At 44.4% G+C, this 21,293-nt stretch carries 21 protein-coding genes and 2 pseudogenes; 13 read left to right on the forward strand and 10 right to left on the reverse strand.

The genetic code is table 11. From position 1 onward, the window contains the following. Positions 1 to 194: 194 nt before the first annotated feature. Positions 195 to 851: an NAD(P)H-dependent oxidoreductase gene (locus AB4623_RS10215; protein ID WP_104216093.1), complete on the reverse strand. Its 657-nt coding sequence runs from the start codon at positions 849 to 851 to the stop codon at positions 195 to 197. A gap of 291 nt (positions 852 to 1,142) precedes the next feature. Next, positions 1,143 to 2,009, reverse strand: a complete 867-nt coding sequence (locus tag AB4623_RS10220) for a glycerol kinase (RefSeq protein ID WP_372146339.1) — start codon at positions 2,007 to 2,009, stop codon at positions 1,143 to 1,145. A 571-nt stretch (positions 2,010 to 2,580) separates the two neighbouring features. Here AB4623_RS10220 and AB4623_RS10225 point away from each other — a divergent pair. The 3 genes from AB4623_RS10225 to AB4623_RS10235 all read left to right on the forward strand — a co-directional run bounded on the left by AB4623_RS10225 (position 2,581) and on the right by AB4623_RS10235 (position 6,392). After that, a complete protein-coding gene (locus AB4623_RS10225) occupies positions 2,581 to 4,473 on the forward strand; it encodes a PTS mannitol transporter subunit IICBA (protein ID WP_017066361.1) in 1,893 nt (630 codons plus the stop codon). A gap of 183 nt (positions 4,474 to 4,656) precedes the next feature. After that, the gene (locus AB4623_RS10230; protein WP_372146341.1) at positions 4,657 to 5,805 is read left to right on the forward strand and encodes a mannitol-1-phosphate 5-dehydrogenase; all 1,149 of its coding nucleotides are present in this window, start codon (positions 4,657 to 4,659) and stop codon (positions 5,803 to 5,805) included. A 50-nt stretch (positions 5,806 to 5,855) separates the two neighbouring features. Continuing rightward, positions 5,856 to 6,392 (forward strand): MltR family transcriptional regulator, encoded by a 537-nt coding sequence (locus AB4623_RS10235; protein WP_198592367.1) that lies wholly within the window; start codon positions 5,856 to 5,858, stop codon positions 6,390 to 6,392. 261 nt (positions 6,393 to 6,653) lie between these two features. Here AB4623_RS10235 and nagB read toward each other — a convergent pair whose 3' ends face one another. Both nagB and AB4623_RS10245 read right to left on the reverse strand, forming a co-directional pair. Further along, positions 6,654 to 7,454: a glucosamine-6-phosphate deaminase gene (nagB, locus tag AB4623_RS10240; protein WP_017057618.1), complete on the reverse strand. Its 801-nt coding sequence runs from the start codon at positions 7,452 to 7,454 to the stop codon at positions 6,654 to 6,656. 609 nt (positions 7,455 to 8,063) lie between these two features. Next, entirely contained in the window at positions 8,064 to 8,417 is a 354-nt protein-coding gene (locus tag AB4623_RS10245; RefSeq protein WP_017061517.1) for a DUF413 domain-containing protein, read from the reverse strand. A gap of 154 nt (positions 8,418 to 8,571) precedes the next feature. Between AB4623_RS10245 and AB4623_RS10250 the strand changes: the two genes are divergently transcribed. Next, positions 8,572 to 9,462: a LysR family transcriptional regulator gene (locus AB4623_RS10250; RefSeq protein WP_017061518.1), complete on the forward strand. Its 891-nt coding sequence runs from the start codon at positions 8,572 to 8,574 to the stop codon at positions 9,460 to 9,462. A 183-nt stretch (positions 9,463 to 9,645) separates the two neighbouring features. Here the strand turns inward: AB4623_RS10250 and AB4623_RS10255 are convergent, their stop codons facing one another. Then, complete coding sequence (locus AB4623_RS10255) at positions 9,646 to 9,849, reverse strand: hypothetical protein (protein WP_017061519.1); 204 nt, start codon at positions 9,847 to 9,849, stop codon at positions 9,646 to 9,648. Between the two features lie 236 nt (positions 9,850 to 10,085). On the opposite strand from AB4623_RS10255, the gene AB4623_RS10260 reads away from it, so the two are divergent. The 3 genes from AB4623_RS10260 to AB4623_RS10270 all read left to right on the forward strand — a co-directional run bounded on the left by AB4623_RS10260 (position 10,086) and on the right by AB4623_RS10270 (position 12,528). Continuing rightward, on the forward strand, positions 10,086 to 11,462 hold the full coding sequence (locus tag AB4623_RS10260; RefSeq protein WP_017061520.1) for an AlkA N-terminal domain-containing protein: 1,377 nt from the start codon (positions 10,086 to 10,088) through the stop codon (positions 11,460 to 11,462). Between the two features lie 25 nt (positions 11,463 to 11,487). Further along, positions 11,488 to 11,970, forward strand: a complete 483-nt coding sequence (locus AB4623_RS10265) for a methylated-DNA--[protein]-cysteine S-methyltransferase (RefSeq protein ID WP_017061521.1) — start codon at positions 11,488 to 11,490, stop codon at positions 11,968 to 11,970. Positions 11,971 to 12,141: 171 nt separating this feature from the next. After that, on the forward strand, positions 12,142 to 12,528 hold the full coding sequence (locus AB4623_RS10270) for a hypothetical protein (protein ID WP_372146343.1): 387 nt from the start codon (positions 12,142 to 12,144) through the stop codon (positions 12,526 to 12,528). A 14-nt stretch (positions 12,529 to 12,542) separates the two neighbouring features. Here AB4623_RS10270 and nhaD read toward each other — a convergent pair whose 3' ends face one another. Beyond that, entirely contained in the window at positions 12,543 to 13,982 is a 1,440-nt protein-coding gene (nhaD, locus tag AB4623_RS10275; RefSeq protein WP_372100731.1) for a sodium:proton antiporter NhaD, read from the reverse strand. Positions 13,983 to 14,091: 109 nt separating this feature from the next. Here nhaD and AB4623_RS10280 point away from each other — a divergent pair. The 3 genes and pseudogenes from AB4623_RS10280 to AB4623_RS10290 form a co-directional block, all read left to right on the forward strand. Then, positions 14,092 to 14,318, forward strand: a pseudogene (locus AB4623_RS10280) (YjiH family protein); the annotation flags it as partial. 780 nt (positions 14,319 to 15,098) lie between these two features. Continuing rightward, positions 15,099 to 15,485, forward strand: coding sequence for an MAPEG family protein (locus AB4623_RS10285; RefSeq protein WP_017061526.1), 387 nt, complete (start codon positions 15,099 to 15,101; stop codon positions 15,483 to 15,485). An 8-nt stretch (positions 15,486 to 15,493) separates the two neighbouring features. After that, positions 15,494 to 16,018 carry a hypothetical protein gene (locus AB4623_RS10290; RefSeq protein ID WP_017061527.1) on the forward strand — a complete coding sequence of 175 codons (525 nt, stop codon included), beginning with the start codon at positions 15,494 to 15,496 and terminating at the stop codon, positions 16,016 to 16,018. A gap of 42 nt (positions 16,019 to 16,060) precedes the next feature. On the opposite strand, the gene AB4623_RS10295 is transcribed toward AB4623_RS10290, so the two are convergent. Next, a complete protein-coding gene (locus AB4623_RS10295; RefSeq protein ID WP_017061528.1) occupies positions 16,061 to 16,696 on the reverse strand; it encodes an START domain-containing protein in 636 nt (211 codons plus the stop codon). A 49-nt stretch (positions 16,697 to 16,745) separates the two neighbouring features. Here AB4623_RS10295 and AB4623_RS10300 point away from each other — a divergent pair, with 49 nt between their 5' ends. Continuing rightward, a complete protein-coding gene (locus tag AB4623_RS10300) occupies positions 16,746 to 16,868 on the forward strand; it encodes a hypothetical protein (RefSeq protein WP_017061529.1) in 123 nt (40 codons plus the stop codon). Here the strand turns inward: AB4623_RS10300 and AB4623_RS10305 are convergent. Beyond that, complete coding sequence (locus tag AB4623_RS10305; RefSeq protein ID WP_017061530.1) at positions 16,865 to 17,341, reverse strand: YHS domain-containing (seleno)protein; 477 nt, start codon at positions 17,339 to 17,341, stop codon at positions 16,865 to 16,867. The two genes, AB4623_RS10300 and AB4623_RS10305, sit on opposite strands and share 4 nt — an antisense overlap. A gap of 110 nt (positions 17,342 to 17,451) precedes the next feature. On the opposite strand from AB4623_RS10305, the pseudogene AB4623_RS10310 reads away from it, so the two are divergent. Both AB4623_RS10310 and AB4623_RS10315 read left to right on the forward strand, forming a co-directional pair. After that, a pseudogene (locus tag AB4623_RS10310) lies at positions 17,452 to 17,906 on the forward strand (AraC family transcriptional regulator). A 230-nt stretch (positions 17,907 to 18,136) separates the two neighbouring features. Then, complete coding sequence (locus tag AB4623_RS10315) at positions 18,137 to 19,015, forward strand: 6-pyruvoyl tetrahydropterin synthase family protein (protein WP_372100727.1); 879 nt, start codon at positions 18,137 to 18,139, stop codon at positions 19,013 to 19,015. A 125-nt stretch (positions 19,016 to 19,140) separates the two neighbouring features. Here the strand turns inward: AB4623_RS10315 and AB4623_RS10320 are convergent, their stop codons facing one another. Further along, positions 19,141 to 20,181 carry an acyltransferase gene (locus AB4623_RS10320; RefSeq protein WP_372057722.1) on the reverse strand — a complete coding sequence of 347 codons (1,041 nt, stop codon included), beginning with the start codon at positions 20,179 to 20,181 and terminating at the stop codon, positions 19,141 to 19,143. Between the two features lie 122 nt (positions 20,182 to 20,303). Further along, positions 20,304 to 21,260: an AEC family transporter gene (locus AB4623_RS10325; protein ID WP_017072390.1), complete on the reverse strand. Its 957-nt coding sequence runs from the start codon at positions 21,258 to 21,260 to the stop codon at positions 20,304 to 20,306. Positions 21,261 to 21,293 lie beyond the last annotated feature (33 nt).

The following is a 21,293-nucleotide window of genomic DNA, read 5'->3' on the forward strand; positions in this document are numbered from 1 at the left end:
GATAACGCAGTAGAAATGACCAGCAAACGCTGCCCGAAGGGTTCGAGCTGGGCGCCACCGCAAAAAGCGTTTTACTCTTTGTTGAGGGAGGTTTGCTTAGAATGACTAGGCTACTTCTCCCTCGCCGCGATTAAAACGCTTTTGACTAGGCGTCCCCATCCGAACAAAATTTAACCACGAAAGGTCAACACGCCCTAAAGTGTTGTAATGACTTCATCAAGAGCTAGGCGCGCTTTTGGTTTGCCGTAGTTGTAGTCTTCGCCGTCTTTGTGGTAGCCGATAGCTAGAGCTACATCAACAACGTGACCTTCTAGTTCGTCAGCAAACTCTTCGCTGATCATAGCTGCATCTACACCTTCCATAGGTGTTGAAGCGATACCTAGACGAGCTAGTGTGTGCAGTGTGTTACCTAGTGCGATGTAAACTTGAGACTTAGTCCAGTTACCGTTGAAACCTGTTTCGTCTGTGTTCATTTCTGCGAATGCGTAAGCACCTAAGAACTGCTCGTACATTTCAGCGGGTAGGTGACCAGAGCTTACTTCTGTGTCAGCACGCTTTGCGAATTTCTCTTTAGTGTACTTAGGATCGTGAGCAAACAGGATTGTATGTGACGCTTCTTTCGCATGTGGTTGGTTAAACTGGAACATGTTTTCGAAAGTATTGTGGAAGCGTTGTTTTGCTGCGTCACTCTCAATGATGATGAATTTCCAAGGCTGAGAGTTGATAGAAGAAGCTGACAAGCGAAGTGCTTCTTTAATTACTTCCATGTCTTCCGCAGAGATGCGCTTTTCTGCATCGTATTTTTTAGCTGTGTAACGAGTGTTTAGATCAGTAATGATTGGATGAGTCATGTTGAATCCTAATATCTATCAATAATAAATGTTGTAGGGTTTTATGTTCAGTCACGTCAACAATAAACGGATAACCAATTTAAACGAATCTCTATAGATTGAACGTCTAAATAGTTATCGAACATGCCCCAATAAATCGAGTATCTGCGGTAGCTCAAGTCGATGGGTGTAAGATAATAGAAGAATGACTCGGGAAAAATAGCGAACATATCAAATCACTATGGTTAATAATGTCCATAATGATTCAATAAGTGTGATCTTAATGGAGGTGGAATCTCTAGATTCAGTAGCTTAGTACGCTTTGATACCATATTGGCGCAATAATGGCGGAAGTACGCTGTCTAGGTTGGGGATATCTTCTGGCGTGATTTCGATTAAACCAAAACCATGCTCTTCATAGATTTTTCTCGTAGCTTCACGTTTATTTTCGGCGATTGGCGCAGAATCAGTTCCCCAGAACTGGATGTATACTTTGCCACTTGGTAGATAAAAATCGCTGATCACTTCTTTTGATATCGGAAGCGGACGCTCGTACGCATGGACCACTCCTGCCATATAAAGCCAGTTATCAATGATCAGCTCTCCCTTTGATCGAACATAATGCCCGTCTAAGCTTCGGTGCTTCGCCTCAAATTTCTGACGAAAACTGGAGAATGACACATCGGTCGAGTGGCTTTCAGCATCATGCCCTAGGAATTCAACAACAGACTGCTTTAAACGTTTATTGCGAACCAATGAGTTGTGCCATACCACGAATAAGTTTTGAGTCGCTTTGTCTTCTCTTTGTTCACCTCCGGCTTTTAAGCCTGTAGAGGTGACATGCCAACCGTCTTCTTCTTTTGTTATCCAACCAAGCTCGTTGAGCAGTAAGTTGATTTTCTTTGCGCTGAGTTGAAAGGCACTGCCAAGCTGGGTGGCGGTGAGTGTTTTTCCTGAGAATGAGTCCAAATCGATAAGCAGTTTCTCTGGCCAGACAATAAAGACACCAAACTTCTTGTGTTCGACATATTCCCCACCAAAGCTTTCTCCCCGTTCTGTGAGAATCCAACGCTCTTGTGAACGCACTATATAGCCCGCTGTTTTTAGATCGCTAAATAAAGCTTTAGCTTCTATGCCTTTTTGTTTAGCGAGTGCGGATGTGGAAATTTTGTCTGACATAGTCTTTTCTCAAATAGCGGAGTGATCAGCTGATGGGTGTTGGATATATATATGATGCGATAGCGTTGGTAAATACCATATCACATCTATCAATGCTAACTGCAGTTCAGTGGTCTATGTTTTTAGTAGAGCGTTAGGTCTCGTTTTGTATGTTTAGCAAAATGTAGCCCAACCTGTAATTAAATTACAGATATCTCGATTTTGCTCATCTGGGTGCATATTTTATATACGTGACACGATGTTCTTTTATACGGTTTATATAGATCTTAGATGCTATATTTTATTAAATGTGATTCTGATCACTATTTATTTTTAAGTATTACAAAATAAAGTGTGATCTAGATCTTGTGTTAATGATATTTATTCTCATTAATTTGGCTTTGTAATTTAAATTCATGGTGTTTTTGTGATCTAAGGTGTGCTTGTTAACCCGAAAGTGTTTTTCGTGTGTGATGGCTATCACGAAAGTTGGGCTAAGGTGCATTTTGGAAATGTTGTGATACATTTTAATCGACTTTTGAGTACACACTTTCGGTCATTTGACCAACCAATACATTACGGGGTTCTACCTATGTTATCACCAGAAGCAAAGATTAAGGTTCAAAACTTTGGTCGTTTCTTATCCAATATGGTAATGCCAAACATCGGCGCATTTATTGCGTGGGGTTTCATTACTGCACTATTCATCCCAACGGGTTGGTGGCCTAACGAAACGTTAGCATCAATGGTTGGTCCTATGATTACATACCTACTGCCACTATTGATTGGTTACACCGGTGGTAAAATGGTTGGTGGTGACCGCGGTGCGGTAGTGGGCGCTATCACAACAATGGGTGTTATCGTTGGTACTGATATCCCAATGTTCATGGGTGCAATGATTGTAGGTCCACTAGGTGGTATCGCAATTAAGAAATTCGATGAAGCTGTTCACGGTAAAGTGAAGAGTGGTTTCGAAATGCTAGTGAACAACTTCTCTGCGGGTATCATCGGCATGATCTGTGCGATCATCGCGTTCATCGTGATTGGTCCTGCGGTTAAGATTCTGTCTGGCGGACTTGCGGCTGGCGTAAACGCAATGGTAGAAGCGGGTGCACTACCTCTAGCATCTATTTTTGTTGAACCTGCGAAAATTCTATTCCTAAATAACGCAATCAACCACGGTATCTTCTCTCCACTAGGTATCCAGCAATCTGAAGAGATGGGTCGCTCTATCTTCTTCCTAATCGAAGCAAACCCAGGTCCTGGTTTTGGTCTTCTACTTGCTTACATGGTGTTTGGTAAAGGTAGCGCGAAGCAATCTGCTGCTGGTGCATCTATCATCCACTTCCTAGGGGGTATCCACGAAATTTACTTCCCTTACGTTCTAATGAACCCACGTCTAATTCTTGCGGTAATCGCAGGTGGTATGGCGGGTGTATTCACTAACGTAATGTTCGATTCTGGCCTTATCTCTCCAGCATCTCCAGGTTCTATCTTCGCAGTCTTACTGATGACGCCAAAAGGCTCTTACATCGGCGTGATTCTATCTGTTATCGCAGCAACGGCAGTATCGTTTGTTGTAGCGTCAATCCTTCTTAAAACATCAGCGCAAGATGATGAGGAAGATTCACTAGAGAAAGCTTCTGCACAAATGAAAGACATGAAAGCGTCTTCTAAAGGTGCAGCAGCAGAAGCAAACGTAAACCTAGCGGATGTAAAAGCAGTTTATGTAGCGTGTGATGCGGGTATGGGTTCAAGTGCAATGGGTGCAGGTCTACTACGTAAGAAAGTAGCAACAGCTGGCCTAGACATTGAAGTAACCAACTACGCAATCAACAACCTACCGGCTGATTCGCAAATCGTTATTACGCATAAAGACCTAACAGACCGTGCTCGTAGCACTGTGCCAGGTGCGATGCATATGTCTCTAAGCAACTTCCTAGACGGCGGCGTATACGACCAACTAGTTGCCGAGCTTGTCGATGCTCAAAGTGGTGAAGCGAAAGTAGAAGCTCCGGCTCCTGCAGCAGCTCCAGCGCAAGAAGGCAACAAGCTTGCACTCACTGACGACAGCATCTTCCTTGGCCTTAAAGCGACTCAAAAAGAAGACGCAATCAAGTTTGCTGGCGAACAATTAGTAAAACTTGGCAACGTATCACCAGAATACGTAGATGGCATGTTTGCTCGTGAAGAGCTTGTGTCTACTTACCTAGGTGAGTCTATCGCAGTACCACACGGCACAATCGAAGCGAAACAGTACGTACAAAAAACCGGCATCGTTTTCTGTCAGTACCCTGAAGGTATTCAGTGGGGCGAAGATGAAGATGATATCGCGAAGATGGTTATCGGTATTGCCGCACAAGGCGATGAGCACAACATGGTGCTGATGGCGATTACCAATTCACTCGATGATGAAGAAGCTGTGGAATGCCTACAGAACACAACAAACCCTGCTGATGTTCTACGTATTCTCAACGGAAACTAAAAAGCTCTAGTCAAGCTCCTGAGTGAAGGAGGCCGGTATCCCCCTACTGGCCTCATTTTCGGTCTTAATCTTTCTAACAAGATTCAGTCTGAATAGCTTACTGCTTAATGCCTAGGGCACATCGTCAAGGCATGTTGTTGAGCAGTTAGCTATCTAGATTCAAATATTTATAAGGTCAAAATTATGAAAGCGTTACATTTTGGTGCAGGTAATATCGGTCGTGGTTTCATTGGTAAGCTTCTTTCTGATGCTGGTATGAAGGTTACGTTTGCTGACGTAAATGAAACGGTTGTAAATGCGTTAATTGAACGCCAAGAATACCCAGTTAAGATTGTTGGCGAAGAGTGTGTTGTCGAAGTTGTTAAGAACGTGACAGCAGTAAACTCAGCGACAAGCGCAGTAGTAGATTGCATTGCTGAGTCTGATCTTGTGACGACTGCAGTGGGCCCTACGGTTCTTAAAATCATCTCTAAGTCTATCGCTCAAGGCATTGAAAAGCGTGCAGCAGCAAACAACACTGCACCAATGAACATCATCGCGGCAGAGAACATGGTTCGCGGTACTAGCCAATTAAAAGCAGCCGTGTTAGAGCACCTTTCTGATGAAATGAAAGCGTTCACTGAAGAGTACATTGGCTTTGTTGATTCTGCGGTTGACCGTATTGTTCCACCGGCAGAAGCGGGCGAAACAGATCCTCTAGCGGTAACGGTTGAAACGTTCAGCGAGTGGATCGTAGATCAAACACAATTCAAAGGTGAGATTCCAAACATCCCAGGAATGGAATGCACTGATAACCTAATGGCTTTCGTTGAGCGTAAACTGTTCACGCTAAACACAGGTCACTTGGTAACGGCATACCTTGGTGTGCTTGCAGGTCATGAGACTATTAAAGACTCTATCGAAGATGACGTAATCCGCGCTGAAGTAACAGCGACGATGGAAGAGAGTGGTGCGGTTCTGATTAAGCGTTACGGCTTTGATCCAGAAGCACACGCTGCCTACATCCAAAAGATTCTAGGTCGTTTTGCTAACCCGTTCCTACGTGATGAAGTAGACCGCGTTGGTCGTCAGCCAATTCGTAAACTGAGCCCGCAAGACCGCCTAGTTAAGCCTCTAAACGGTACATTAGAGTACGGCCTACCGAATGCTCACCTAGTAAAAGCAATCGCTGCTGCGTTCCATTACAAGAACGAAGACGACCCACAAGCGGTTGAACTTCAAGCAATGTTCGCAGAAAAAGGCTTTGCTGAGACATTAGCGCATTATTCTGAGCTGAATAGTGACTCAGAAGTTGTTAAACTAGCGGAAGAAGCTTATCTAGCATTGAAATGATAAACCATCAAAGTGCCACACCAGTGGCACTTTCTTATTGTCGAGCCGTTATGCCAATACAAACAAGCCATGAAACTGAATTACTCGAAGCCCTTTCGGAAGCTGAGAGTGCTAGCGCTTGCCTAATGGCTGCTTATGATGCATTGGACGACACGGTAGATGCCGTATTAAAAAACATCTTTAAGAAAGACGACACTGCAATTAAGTTCGTTGTCGAGCCACTTCTCAACAGTGGTGGGCCGTTAGGCGAGATCATGATTCGTGCTAAGTTGCTACTCGGACTTGGCGTGATCAGTAAAGAACTCTACGATGATCTAGAGGTTTTCGTTACCTTGAAAGAGTGGGCGAAAATACAGGGTGAAGACACCAGCTTTACAGAAGTTGATGTGATATTTGAGCTCAACAAGGTGCACGCGATTCAGCGTATTATGCCTATCGAATATGACGCGGAGATGGTGGAAACGATGTCTGGCCCAATGCTTGAAATGTTCTTGGGGCGACATAATCAAAAGGTGAAGTCGACGATCGTATTAGCTATCACTGACATTATCACTACCCTATGCCGAGATAACGCGCTGAGCTCTTAGCTCTAGTTTGCAGCTCTGCTTATCTTGTTTCACATCCTACATAACTTGTAGCTGTTCGTTCGTTTCAATACAAAGATTAAAATGATGGCGGTTTCTCTCGTTGGAGAAATCGCTTTGTTGTTTTTGTGCTTCTAAAAAATATCCGAAATATCTTCCCATTAAATACAAAAGCAGCAGGCACAAAAAAAGCCACATTCAGTGGCTTTTTCTATTCAAGACGCTCTCTTTATAAAAACGCCCTGCTATTCAAGACTATAGGAATTATAGGTCTTGGATGTTCTCAGCTTCTAGCTCTTGGAAGTAGCGTAGAGTCTTAACTTTTAGCTCTTGTTGAGCTGGCTCATCAGCAACGATGATAGCTTTACGGTGCATCTGTAGAGCTGTAACAGTCCACATGTGGTTTACAGAACCTTCGATAGCCATTTGAAGCGCTTGAGCTTTGTTGTGGCCTAGAGAAAGGATCATCACTTCTTCAGCATCTAGAAGAGTAGCAACACCGATAGTTAGTGCGTATTTAGGAACTTGGTTGATGTCGCCATCGAAGAAACGAGAGTTCGCGATACGAGTGTCTTCAGTCAACGTTTTGATACGAGTGCGTGAAGATAGAGAAGAACCTGGTTCGTTGAATGCGATGTGACCGTCGATGCCTACGCCGCCCATGAACAGGTTGATTTTGCCGTATGAACGGATTTTCTCTTCGTATGCTGCACAGTGAGCATCGATATCTTCAGCTTTGCCGTCTAGCAGGTTGATGTTTTCTGCTTGGATATCAACGTGGTTGAAGAAGTTCTCGTGCATGAATGTGCGGTAAGACTCTGGGTGGTTAGGGTCGATGCCAACGTACTCATCCATGTTGAATGTTACAACGTGCTTGAAGCTAACTTCGCCAGCTTTGTAAAGTTCAATTAGCTCAGCGTAAGTAGTTAGAGGTGTGCTACCAGTAGGAAGACCTAGTACAAATGGACGCTCAGCCGTTGGAGCGAACTTGTTGATTGAATCTGCGATATGACGAGCAGCCCATTTACCTACTTTAGCTTTGTTGCTTAATGGAATAAGTCTCATTGATTTTGCCCCTAGAAATAAAATTTTATAGTGTTCTGAAACATTAATTCGCATTATAAAATAAGTTATCCAGTTCCGCTATTGTTTTAGGTCAAGTTTTTGCTTTTTTCGTCGTAACTGTGACTGGAACTCTCAAAATTGCACAATTATTGTATGGATATTTGGTGGCGTTAAACAAGATTAATACGTTTGTCATATACAGCAATGTTGATCTAATTCAGCACCTGAAAGGGTTGGTGTGTTTCTATGCCTTGATACGATTATTGCAATAATGGCATCGCTCGAACCATTGACGAATTTTGGTGCATTAACGTGTTTCGAGTATAAACAAGCGTTGAGCGTATAGTTGAAACTAGAAAAATAATGATGGCAATGGAGCGCTATCGTGATAAAAGACAGGGGCAGGATGAAGAACGATGAATCTCAGTGGGATGATGAATACCCATAAGATTGAACGAGAGCTGTGTTTTAGTCACGCTATCGCTATGAATTGTATATAAATATTGGTAAAAATGGATAGGTTGGCTAAACTTACCAATTAAAAAGAAGATGTGTGTTTGAAGGCAAAAAAAAGCCCAAAGTGATGAGGTATCACTTTGAGCGATTTTACTAATCTTCTAACACTAACTCACTTTCGTATTCTTCCCTAGATACGTCGCCGCGTTTGCAGCCGTTTAGGGTGTGAAAGCGACGGCGTCCACGAGCCAGTTGAATGTACTTCAACCAAACACGCTCTAACTTGGACTTTGCCTTATGAGGGTGAGACAACACTTTAATGAAGTGTTTTTCTTCTGCATTGATTGGTGCTAGTTCACCAGTTTCAAGTGCAAGCATAGTGTCACCAAACAAGGTTAGGATTTCCTCTTCTGAAAGAGTAAAATCACCCGACTTAGCGAACCCTCTCGGGAATTTAATGGTGTCATAAAAACGTTTTTTTCCGTGTCGGAATTCGGTCTCAGACATATCAGCCTCAGTAATGTGGTTAGATAGAAATTAGTGTTTATTGCTCACGCGAAAATATTGTTAAAAGGCTAAAATAGGAAACAAAATGTTTTTGCCTTTACGATAAACAATCCTAGATCGGCTAGTTAGCAGATTTATTACAGAGATGTATTTGATGGATGTGAAAGTATTTAGAACCTTTCTTGAGGTTGCAAGGGTGCGCCATTTTGGGCGTGCAGCTGAAAACTTGTATTTAACACAAGCGGCGGTGAGTGCGCGGATCAAACAGCTTGAAGGCTATTTTGATACTCAGCTCTTCATTCGTGACCGCAATAACATCAAACTCACATCTTCCGGTGAACGTTTGATTGGTTATGCCGAAGTGATGGTGTCCACCCTACAACAAGCCAAATTTGAGCTGTCGTTAGAGAGTGGTAAAGCCTTGCAGTTAACGCTGGGCGGCACGCCGAATATTTGGGATGCGTATCTGCAAAACTGTTTAAGTGTGGTAACCGACTCTTTTGGTGGTTACGGCTTTATGGCAGAGGTGATGGGGCGCGAGCAACTGAACCGTAATTTGTTAGAACGAACCTTAGATATGGCTTTCGCGTTCGATCAGATCAAAGCAGAAGAGCTGAACTGTAAAAAAGTCGCTGACTTGGTTTTGGTGTTGGTATCAACGCAGCAAGATGATCTGGAATCTGTATTTCAACATAAGTATGTTTATGTGGATTGGGGAACGCGCTTTGGTTCTGAACACGCAGAACGTCACCCTAAAGTGCCAGCACCGTACCTACGTACCTCTACAGCCCGTATCGCCCTCGATTTCATTTTAGAGAAAGGCGGCAGTGCGTATCTTCCGGTGTCTCTAGTCGAACCTTTTATCGATTCGGGTCAGCTGCACAAGGTGAAAGGGGTTGAAGACTGGTATCTCCCAATTTATCTGAGCTACCGTAAAAGCAGTACCTCGGTTGATGCGATCATGCAGGTTGAGAAGTTGGTTAATGAGATTGACCCATCGACGGCTTACACATTGCAGCAAGCCGCTGAACAAGCACCTGAGTAACGGCATTCGCGGTAAGCAGTGGCTTTGCTGATTAGATTCAATAAAAAATGGCTCCCAACTAATTGTATAGTTGGGAGCCATTTTTGTTTTAAACCAGAAATGTACTTCTTTTCGGAACTAGAGATCGTTTCTAATTCCATAAATATCTTTTAAGCCTGGTATGTGTAGCCTTTATTAAAAGCCCTATAGGTTCATTAGATTCTCAATAGACTCTTCAAGAGAGTGTGACATGTACGAATGGATTTGATTGCCATCCGTTGCGTCAATCTCGATCATAGAAATCCCGTTGTCCGCTTTGTCTTCAAGAAAGCTTAGAGACTGCTCGACTGATTGACTGGTGAGAACCTGTTGATTTGATAAAACAATACGACATGTGTGTAGAACCATAGCCTTTTCCTTTTTATATTCGATAGGTCTCTGCATCTTGGCGTGCTAAGTACCGATCGTTGACGTTGTGAGAAGAATGTCCTCTCTAGGTTAAATTTAGTCGAATTGAATAAAATTAAAACCCTTTTTTGTGATTTATCTGACCTTCGCTTCCGAAAGTGGCTAGCGACAATGGTGGTTCACGGTAAACTTTTAGGTATCGGATCAAACGCTATGGTAAGTGGGAAGAGTACGGCATGTCGAAAAAGATCAATCACAACAGCAGCTTAACCAGTGAGCAGTGCCATTTGGCTCGATATGCACGAGATGCTCGCTTTGATGGGATGTTTTTTACAGCGGTGAAAACGACAGGAATTTTTTGTCGCCCGATTTGCCCAGCCACACCACCCAAAGAAGAAAACGTCGAATATTTTTCCCATCAAGCTCAAGCATTGAAAGCGGGATATCGTCCTTGTTTACGTTGTCGACCAGACAGCGCACCTTTTTCGCCGGCTTGGAAGGGCGTCGAAACCACTTTCTTACGTGCGATGCAGTTGATTGATAATGGCGCTCTGAATTCAGGATCTATCGTCGACCTTGCAACGCGGTTAGGTATTTCAGATCGTTATTTACGAACCTTATTCGACAATTACATCGGCGTGTCACCCAAGCAATATAGTCTGTACAGTCAATTGATGTTTGCCAAGCAGTTGCTGCACACCAGTAGCATGAGCATTACTGATGTCGGCTTTGCTAGTGGCTTCAATAGTACGCGCCGTTTTAATGATGCCTTTCAAAAAGAGCTGCAGCTTTCGCCAAGCCAAATTAGGCGAGCGAAGCCAAGTGACACTCAGAGTAATCATATTCAGCTTGGTTTTCATGGACCCTTAGATTGGAACCACTTGTTGAGGTTTTATCGACGAAGAATGATTGAGGGCTTAGAAGGCGTTGGCGAAGATTATTATAAGCGCACGGTAAATGTGAACGGGTCAAAGGGTTGGTTCAAGGCGACTTTAGCCAAAGATAACCGCTTGGATATTGAATTCGAGTTGGATGATATAAGCCAATTAAGAAGCTTGATTGCGAATATCCGCCGTATGTTTGATCTTGATGTCGATATTGCCAAGGTTGAGACGTTCTTTACGACTATCGATCCTAACTTGGTGGCTAAGAGTGGTATCCGTATTCCTGGCGTGTGGAGTGCTTGGGAGGCAGGCGTGAGAGCGATTCTAGGACAGCAAGTTTCGGTAACCGCGGCGATTGGTCAGCTTAACTTATTGGTCAAAGAGCTTTCTGATGAACATGAGAAAGCCAGCTTCCCAACACCAAAACAGATAGCGGACGCTGATGTTAGCTTCTTGAGAATGCCGGGAAGCCGCAAAGAGACCCTAAAGCGTTTTGCCGAATACATGGTCGACAATGAAGCTGAGCATCCTTCCAAATGGATTGAGCTAAAAGGGATTGGGCCTTGGACTATTCAATATGCACTGCTTCGCGGGTTAAGCGAACCTAATCATCTGTTGGTTGGTGACTTGGTGGTGAAGAAGTTTATTGAGCATCGCCCCGCCATCAACACGGAGAGTGTTTCGCCTTGGGGTAGTTACGCCACGTTCCACTGTTGGAATCAGTCTTAATCGGAATACTAAGCTAGGAGATATCATGGACAACCGTTTTACTTACTATGAGAGCCCATTGGGAACCGTGACGTTACAGGCGAACGATGAAGGCTTGCTCGGCCTTTGGTTCGAGACACATACCACCAAGCCGGAACCGTTGGGTGTTCAAGATGATAGCTTTCCGATCTTTGCATTGGCTATCGAGCAGCTTAATCGCTATTTCTCGGGCGAAGCTATTCAGTTTTCTGTGCCGATTGCAGCCAAGGGCACGCCATTTCAGCAGTCGGTTTGGCAGGCGCTGACGACCATTCCTTATGGAGAGACTTGGAGCTATGCACAACTGGCCGATGCGATAGGCAATCCGAAAGCCGTTCGTGCTGTGGGTTTGGCGAATGGCAAAAATCCGGTTTCAGTGATTGTGCCGTGTCACCGTGTGATTGGTAAAAACGGCAAACTGACGGGTTATGCAGGTGGCGTAGAACGTAAACAGCACTTATTGGTGATAGAGGGAAGAGAGCAAGACTAGCAAGCGATTTAGCCATGAGCCTGTCGAGATGCTGGCTGAATATCTCGTACTACTTAATGGTGAAGGCGAGTGGTTCTTAAAATATGACTTTGCATTAAAATCAACGCTTTCTGGGAAATATCGATTTGGTTGCATATCCTTTAACCATGTTCTCTAGGCAAGGATGCCCAAATGAATAGCCATCATTCACTTATACTCTGCTGCAGTAGCGCACTATTGCTGACGGGCTGTTTAACCGACACCAGTCGACCCTTCGAAGTACCACAACTTGCTCTGTTCAAAGGTATGTATGAGAACGAAGATAATGACAGTTATCTACTTTTTGAATCCGGGCAAGTGACTTATCAAACAACGGATAATTCCGTTACTCGAACCTATCGTGTTGATGATGACTTGATCACCATTGAGTTCAATTCTGGAAGCAGTCGAACTGACTCTAGACTAGTGATGCGCATTCAACAACAGGGCGAGATGCTAACTTGCAACCAATGCCCAGCGATACAATTGAGTAACGTCTGGACACTTGTAGATAAGCCTGTGAAAGACAGTTCGAACTAGAAAAGATCTCCGAATTAGAAAAGATCTCCATTCAGCCATAGGTGAGCGGCGATACTGACGGCATAGCCAATCATGATCACTGGCATCCATTTTAGGTGTCCAAAGAAGGTGTATTTTCCATGCGCCGCCCCCATCAATGCCACACCTGCTGCACTGCCTATAGATAGCAAGCTACCACCGACACCTGCGGTTAAGGTGATCAGTAGCCAGTTGCCCATCGACATTTGGGGTTCCATGGATAACACGGCAAACATCACCGGAATGTTATCGACAATAGCCGATAAGATCCCCACCATGACGTTGGCCCAAATTGGATCCCATTGGCTATACATCACGCCCGAGGCTAATTCCAAGTATCCAAGTAAACTCAAGCCACCGACACACATTACGACGCCGTAGAAGAACAGCAACGTGTCCCATTCGGCATGCGAAACTCTTCGAAATACATCGAATGGCACAACAGAACCGAGTCGTTTCAGGGCGCCTTCATCGTTATTGGCGATCGCCACCGCTTTTTTCTTCGCGAGTGAGTTGGGTAAAGTCTTACGTAAGTAATAACCAAAGAACTGCAGGTAGGCGAGTCCCATCATCATCCCCATCACAGGAGGGAAGTGGAGTACGGCATGGAAAGCAACCGCGGTCGCTATTGTCATGATGAACAAGAATACGATTCGTCTTGCACCACGTTTTAATTCAACGTGTTGATGAACCGTGTCGGGTTGGGTTGTGGGAACAAAGTAAGACATGATCATTGCAGGGACGAGGTAATTCATCACTGAAGGAATAAATAAGGGAATGAATTCACTGAAGCTCACATAACCAGCCTGCCACACCATCAACGTTGTGATGTCACCGAATGGGCTGAACGCGCCGCCAGCGTTAGCGGCTATCACGATATTCACACAGGCTAGGTTAACGAATTTAGGGTTAGATCCTGCGACTTTCAGAACCACGGCGCACATCAATAGAGCTGTGGTGAGGTTGTCGGCGATCGGTGAGATAAAGAAGGCCAGAATACCGGTTAGCCAGAACAGAGAGCGGAAATTAAAGCCTTTGCCCACCATCCACGCTTGCAGCGCATCAAACAGTCTTCTCTCTTCCATGGCGCTGATGTAGGTCATGGCGACGAGTAGGAAAAGTAACAGCTCAGCGTATTCCAGTAAGTTGTGTTCGAGTGCTTGCTTAGCGACTTCAACAAGGTTGTGTTCTTGGTAGATAAAACCAATGATTATCCAGATCAGTCCTGCTGCAAGTAACACTGGCTTAGATTTTCGGAGCTTTAGGTACTCTTCCATCATCACCACGATGTAGGCGACAACGAAAATGGTCAGGGATAGGTAGCCAGCGAATGAGTTGGTGAGCTTGAGTGGTTCTCCCAACTGAGAAGTGGCAGCACCTGCTACCGAAGAAAAGAGTAACAAAGAGAGAACAGCAGAAAGCTGGATACCTAACATGGATTACGCTCCGAAGTTAATAAGTTATTAACACGGGTAAAAGCGTAGACCTAAATAAGCATGTGGGGTGTGATAGATATCTTAATAATTCAATAGATTATAGTGAAAAAGAAAGACGGTGGCGAAAGTATTAGCTTTGATGGATACTCCTGGCAACTCAGGCTTAGCATTGATTTCGTCGCTTCAAAGTACTGATGCTGGCGCGGGGCGATCGTTAACTTCTTCTCTTCAGGTACAGTACTGTTCACCCTTCCAGTTATGGATGGTTCTTTGGCGGTAACTTCGTCAATTGGCCTAGCGGTTGCTGTGATGTTTATCTTCAAGTTTGTTGGTGCAATACATGGGACGTATCATGGGACCAATTGGTATTGAAGGTCGCTATATTCCAGTGATGATCGCGATTTCAGTATTGAATGCGTTTGGTGCGATGTTCTTGATGAATATTATTCTATAACTTTTGTAGAATGACAGTTCTCGAAACTTTTTAGGGTTTATGGTAAATGAATTGCCAATGAGACTTTTCAAACGCTAAAAAAAAAGGAAACCCCGTTTGGCTTTCACCAAACGGGGTCTATTCTTTTCGTAGCCATCCTGCTACTGCGCGTTACTTATCTTTCAATAGGTAACTGGTGCTCCCTGCATCGTTCCTTGACGTGGCTAAATCCTTTAACCTATCCAATTCATCGCCGTCCTAGCGGTGTCCTTGCAAACTCATCATCCTGATAAGCGACTCTATCCTAGAGCATAACTTCCTTGCTGATAACTCATCCTAAGCCATCAAATCTTCATCCTGAAGATACCTAATCCGTTAGGCTTTTTCCTGTTCCTGCCAACTCCCTGTCGACATGTGTATTAAACACTGCAGAGGCTTTGCTCACAATCCACCCTAAGAAATAAATGTACCCACTGATCGAAAGAAATATGCGTGGATTCATACAAAACAAGGGCTTGGGTTTGTATTTTAGGAATTTTCTGCGAAGCTTGATTGTGATCTCTTACGTTCGGTGTGAGAGATCTCTTACAAGTACTCGGGTGCGATTTTCATTTTATCTCGGCGGGTGTTGTCGAACAGATAACAAAGAACACTGAGTAAACACAAAATAATAGGGAAATATGATGGTTACAGCACTTTACGCAGCCTTGCTGACGATCGTAATGATTTGGTTAGCAATAGAGGTGATCAAGCAAAGGCGAATCAATCTTGTTGCTCATGCTGATGGCGGTGTCGAGTCGTTACAGATAGCACGTTCGGCACAAAGTAATGCTATGGATTACATCCCAATCACCGTTATTTTGATGGGATTGTTAGAGATGAATGGCGCCGGTGTGTGGCTGATTCATGTCATTGGTGTGGCGTTTATTCTGGGGCGTGTGATTCATGCGAAAGGGATCTTAGCGAAGAACTTCAAAGGTCGAAAAGTGGGTATGGTGTTAACGCTTATCTGCATGATCTCTTTGATTGTCCTAAACTTAGCTTACCTACCTTTTGATAAAATGTTCTAGGGAGCATTATGGCGTTGCGTCTTCCTCCTGCTTGGGCGATTGTCCTCGCAGGCTTGATACTCAACATCATGGCGATTGTCATGTCGAGCTTGGTGCTCGATAAAATTGAAGCTGAGAAAGCGGAGTACAACGATCGCAAATACGGCAATGTGTACTCAATACAGCTTGCTTGGAATACGATTGAAACCCTAGAGCGCAAGCGTGAAGCGATTTTGATTCACCTTGATAAACCAGAAACGGTGCAGCCGACCACGGTTCTCGACGAAGCACTGCGTGGGCAACTTAGGCGTTGGGTGAGTAGCGAAGTGCCAAGTATCTCTTTGGCTCACTTACCGAAACTGATGATGCTGATAAACAGTGCACAAGAAGCGCAACGAACTCGAATCGATGATTACTATTTGGATAACCTGACCTTGGTTGAGTTAATCCAAAGGCTTGATGAGAAAATGGCTTTCTATAAGAACATCGCCCTGTTTCTTCAAGTATTTGGCTTGGCGCTTATCTTAGCTCGCGACCTCGCTAGAAGACCTTAATCTTTAACCTTAATGCCTCCATTTACTTATCGACTTGTATCGTTAGCGAGACTCATTTGGCAGGTTAGGGTGCTGTTGGCCTTGGTACTTTGGTAACTGTTCTTTTAGCCCCTTAAACGTGCTCAGTGCACTGCCTATCGATAACTTGTTCATCAACCAATTTGGCAAGATGCCCCCTGCGTTCGCATACGCGGTGTAGGTGATGTAGGTATTGCCATTAGTCAGCGGTTGCAGTGTCCAAAGTGCGTCCACATCGTAGATTCGAATGTACCCCGACTCTTTCGCCAAATAGTTCGACGCATCCTTTATCGACAAAACAAACTGCCCACCCTCGATGCTGTATTTTGAGTAGGTCACCATGTCTCGATCTCTGGCAGGCCACGGTGCTTTGAATTGGGTATAGACGATGTTTTCATCTTCAGATATCTGCATCAACACACGGCTTTGCGATACATTATCTATCCAGTTTGGCACGTTCTCACTGTCTTCCAATAACAGTAAAAAACCGGAGTAAGTGGTGGGCGTTTGCATCTGTGCTCGTATTTCGACCAAGCCTTCGCTGTGTGGCCTTTTATCAATCATGATGCCATCTTCACTTTTGACGAACTGCCATGGGTTGGCATAAGTCAGTGTCGATAGGGCGCAGAGGCCGAGTACCAAAATCTTAGGTAATGTCATTATTCTTCCATAAAAAGAAAAGCTTATCTGCTAGGAGTATAGAATAGAAATGGACTTAGTAGGTGTTGCCAATCGCTTTGGGTTGGCCTCTTTGGGGAAAATCCCAATGAAAACGGAAGCGTTCGGTCGCTTCCGTTTTATTCTTGGGCAATGGATAAGCGCTGTAGGCTAGAGCTTATAGGCTTCTACGGTTTTGATGGTTGTCCAGTTGCTGTTGGCGTCTTGGATGAACTCTTGTGTATTCTCCAGCCAGCGTTTCTGAACCGATTTGTCTAAGTTCAGATACAACTTTCCATCTTCCACCTTCCAAGCGAGAGGGTCGGTTTCAAACTTCTTACCCATGGCTACTCCAAACGCGCAGTAACCGCCATATTGAGGGGCATAGGCTTCTGGATTGGCTCGAAATTCATCTCTGTTTTCACTGCTCGCAAAGTTATAGATCGCATTCTTATAGGTCGCTGTGAACTCAGATGTGCCTTTTACTGGACCTTCATTGGCAAAGTAAGCGACAGGATCATAGCCTTTAATTGCGAGGTTATTGCTGTCGACACTCATATCAAGGTCTGCTGCCATTAACGAAAAGCTGGTGCCTAGTAACTCGGCCATTAGAGTGATTTTTTGACTGGTCGATTTCATGTGTGACATATCAAGTTCCTTGTCAGTGTTGGTTATCTTGTTTGAAATAATTTAGCCCACTCGTCCGGTCTATAGAGGGACAAAAGAACTAAAAACTAAGCGAATCGTTCGGAGGATGCATGGATCTGCTTTCACAACTAATGGAACACTTCTCGATACGCACTGGCGTTTTCTATTCTGGAAACCTGTGTGGAGTATCGTCATTTAACGCGCAACAAGGTAAAGAGGGCCACCTTCATGTATTGAGCGCGGGGGAGTTGAGCTTGTCTAGCGCTCACACGGAACACAGGCATTTGTCGCAGCCTTGCATTGTTTATTTGCCGAAATTGCGTCACTGGCCGCGATGTCTCGTACTCAGTTTATTGAAGCGTTCAAACGGGAAGTGGGTGAAACGCCGGGAGATTATGTGCAAAAGTGGCGAGTCTCTGTTGCTCAATCTCTGTTATTGCAAAATAAGCCGATCAATTGGGTCGCTGATGAAGTGGGTTACAATAGCTATTCAGGATTCTCACGTGCTTTTCAACATGTTGCCGGAGTGTCGCCGCGCCTTTGGCTAAAGCAAAATGCGTCGTGAAGCGCTGGCCATCCCTACCTGCAATATGGCTATTGGCATCAGGCTGGCCTATGTTTTAGCGGAAATTGAGCGTAGTTTGTTCATTTCTCGAATGACGGTGTAAAAAGGTGGACTTTATTAGCTCGTTGTAACATCCTGCCCGTCCTATTTTATCAGACATCAATGAGACGAAGTGCCTGCTGAGCATTATTCAGCCTCCCGTATCTCATTAAAGTATTAAGGAGTTCAACTTGAACCTATTTGTAAGAGACCTTACCGTTATCGATTCTTCATACATCTGTGAACACAGAGGGGTCGTAGGAGATAGTTGGATTTTAGATGTCACCATGTCTGGTGAACTTAATGAAATGAGCATGGTGCTGGATTTTAGCAAGGTCAAAAAGCAGATCAAACAGCTTGTCGATGAGCATGTTGATCACCGTTTGCTGCTGCCAATGCAGAGCGCTGCAATTGTTCTTCAAGCGAGCAAAGCGGGCTACTCTAAGGTTGATGTGTTGCGTGGTGACAAGAGTCTTCATCTACATTGCCCTGATAAAGCATATTGCCTCATTGATGCAGAAGCGATCACCATCGAGAGTGTGACCGCACACGTTTACAATATTCTTCGCGATAACCTACCAAGTAACGTCACAGGGTTAGAGATCACCCTACGTCATGAGAACATTAATGGCGCGTTCTACCACTACACCCATGGTTTAAAAAAGCATGATGGCAACTGCCAACGCATCGCGCATGGTCACCGTTCTCCAGTAGAAATCGTGGTCGATGGTCAGCGTGACGGGCAACGTGAACAAGCATTTGCTCAGCGTTGGGAAGACATTTATTTAGGTTCTAAAGAAGACCAAGTTTCAGTTTCATCACTTAACCTGAGTGAAAACGCGAACAGTGTTAATGATGAAAGTCACTATGGCTTCCGCTACACCGCGCCACAAGGCGAATTTGAGCTAGCGATTGCTAAGAGTGAGACGGAAATTTTACCGACAGATACCACGGTGGAATTACTTGCTGGCTATATCGCGGATCAAGTTGAACCGAGCCTAGCAGAGAACCAATCACTACAAATCGTCGCTTATGAAGGTGTTGGCAAGGGCGCAATGGCGTTCCGATAACACTCCAGCGAGTGACACAGTCTCATTACTGACATGATGAAATAAAGGCAAGATAATCCGTTATCTTGCCTTTATTTTTTGTGACTCTTTAAAACTGATTTAGCTGATGATGTTAGGCACAAACACTAACGAAGCAGCACACGTCGCAGTGGTGTTTTTTCGATTCCAACAACCAACCCGAAGCTCAACAATACGGTGCCAAAAAATACCGTAACGTCTTTTGCCAATTCCGTAATGCCTAAAACTCCACAGACATTGAACAACACGATAATGATCAGCAAATGGCTGACGTAGATACCTAGCATGCGATTTGAAATGGCGCGAACCCAAGCGTAGTTACCCATGTTTGGATTTGCTAAAAGCCACATGAACACGCCCATCCCCCATAGCGCCGTGCCAAACAAGAAATCATTCATGTTGAATCCGACGTCGAACGTGGTGAGCCATGATGCCTCAGCAAAATGAATCAACATGCCTAACGCTAATAACCCCAACGCTTTAGTTGATGACACCTTCCATTGATTCTGACGAATAAGGAAACCTAAGGTCACCATTAACGTGCTAAAGAACGGGCCATTACGCGTGAAGAAAGGTGCTTCTAACCCGGTTAGCGTTGCGTAGCTGCCCGCTAAAACACCATAAACGTAAAGTACAATGGCCGCTGGTAATAGCAGTTTGTCGAGTTTCATTTCGACTATCAAAGCAATGATCAAAACTGCACATACGAGAGCGGGAATAAACCATAAATGAACCAATCCACCCTCTAAGAAAGAGTTAAGTGGCGTGTTCATTAAGAAACCCCAATAGCCTTGGCGCTCACCTAGGTAACCAAACTCTTCTACCTTCGCGAGGTTGAATGGCATCACTAAGCAAATGATGCTCCATGCTAACCAAACCTTAAGCAGTGGTTTAGAGTAATTAATGACGGTTTGCCACGGGGAGGCAGTCAGCTTGGGCTGAATAAGATAACCGGAAATTAGGAAAAACAGAGGTACCGCAAAACGAGCGGTTTGGTTGAGTACATAACCGATCCAAGGCACTTCATCTATTTGCCAATAAGTGAGTGCCATTTGACCGTGTAAACCAATGATCGCCAAGATAGCAATCACTCGACCCAACTCAATACTGGCGATGTGTTGTGAAGGCGTATGTTGAACGGAAGACATATCAGATCTCTAAGAAAATTTTCGTAGAATCTAACAGCCTTTTTATTGAATCAGTTAGCGCTAAATCAAGGGTTGCGACCTTTGTTTTAAGGCTTGTATTGATTATTTGAAGCCTGTCGCAGCTATATTAAATCCATTGCAGTAAGTACAAAAATACCGAGAGTACAAGTGATAAGAGAAACAACAGTAGTAAGCGCGATGATGTTAGCCGCCAGTGTTGAGTTTCCTCCCATCGCACGAGCCATAACGTAGCTTGCCGCTGCTGTTGGTGCTGCGCTCATCAAGAAGATAAGCCCGAGATCGAGCCCTTCAAATCCTAAGTACCCAGCCGCCAGTGTAATCAGTAACGGTGAGGCAATTAACTTGTAGCTAGAGGCGAACCACGTCGATAACTTTTCTTGTTTGAGCGAGCTGATGTCCAGCGACCCACCGGTACACAGCAGTGCCAAAGGTAACGTCATGTTGGCAAAATATTGACCAGCATCAGTGACCATTTTTGGGATAGGAATCGAAAGCGCATAGAAGACGACCGCTAAGAAAATAGCGATGATCAATGGGTTCTTGGTAATCGACTTAGCGATCACTTTAATCGCTTTCGCACCAGTGTCTTCGCCTTTGGGTGTCAGTGCAATCACGGCTTGAATGTTATATAGCACGGTTAGGGATGCGACATAGATAGCCGCCAATGCCACGCCTTGGTTACCATAAATATTAGCTACATAGGCGAGGCCGATGATCGCGGTATTGGCGCGGAATCCACCTTGGACAATCACACCTTGATCTTTCGAACCTTTAAATACTAACTTGGTCGAGAAAATCGTGAACAAGAAAAAGATAAAGTTAGCGATGACGCCAAAGGCAACTAACGCGCTACTGGCTGAAAAGTTGTGATTCGATTGAACAATACTCAGAAATAGCATCGCGGGTAGGGTGACTTGAAAGACCACCTTAGATGCGACATCAATGAAATTGTCGTTGATTAAGCCGATTCGTTTGAGCATCACACCAAGAAACAGCATTAAACAGATAGGGCCTGTTACTGACGCCGAAAACGCAAACTGTTCCCAAAGTGTGTTCATTGTTTTTCCTTTGTTAGTCGATTTCAATTTCCT

The organism is Vibrio sp. 10N.222.52.C12 (genome assembly GCF_041474215.1).
Classification (GTDB): Bacteria; Pseudomonadota; Gammaproteobacteria; order Enterobacterales; family Vibrionaceae; genus Vibrio; species Vibrio crassostreae_C.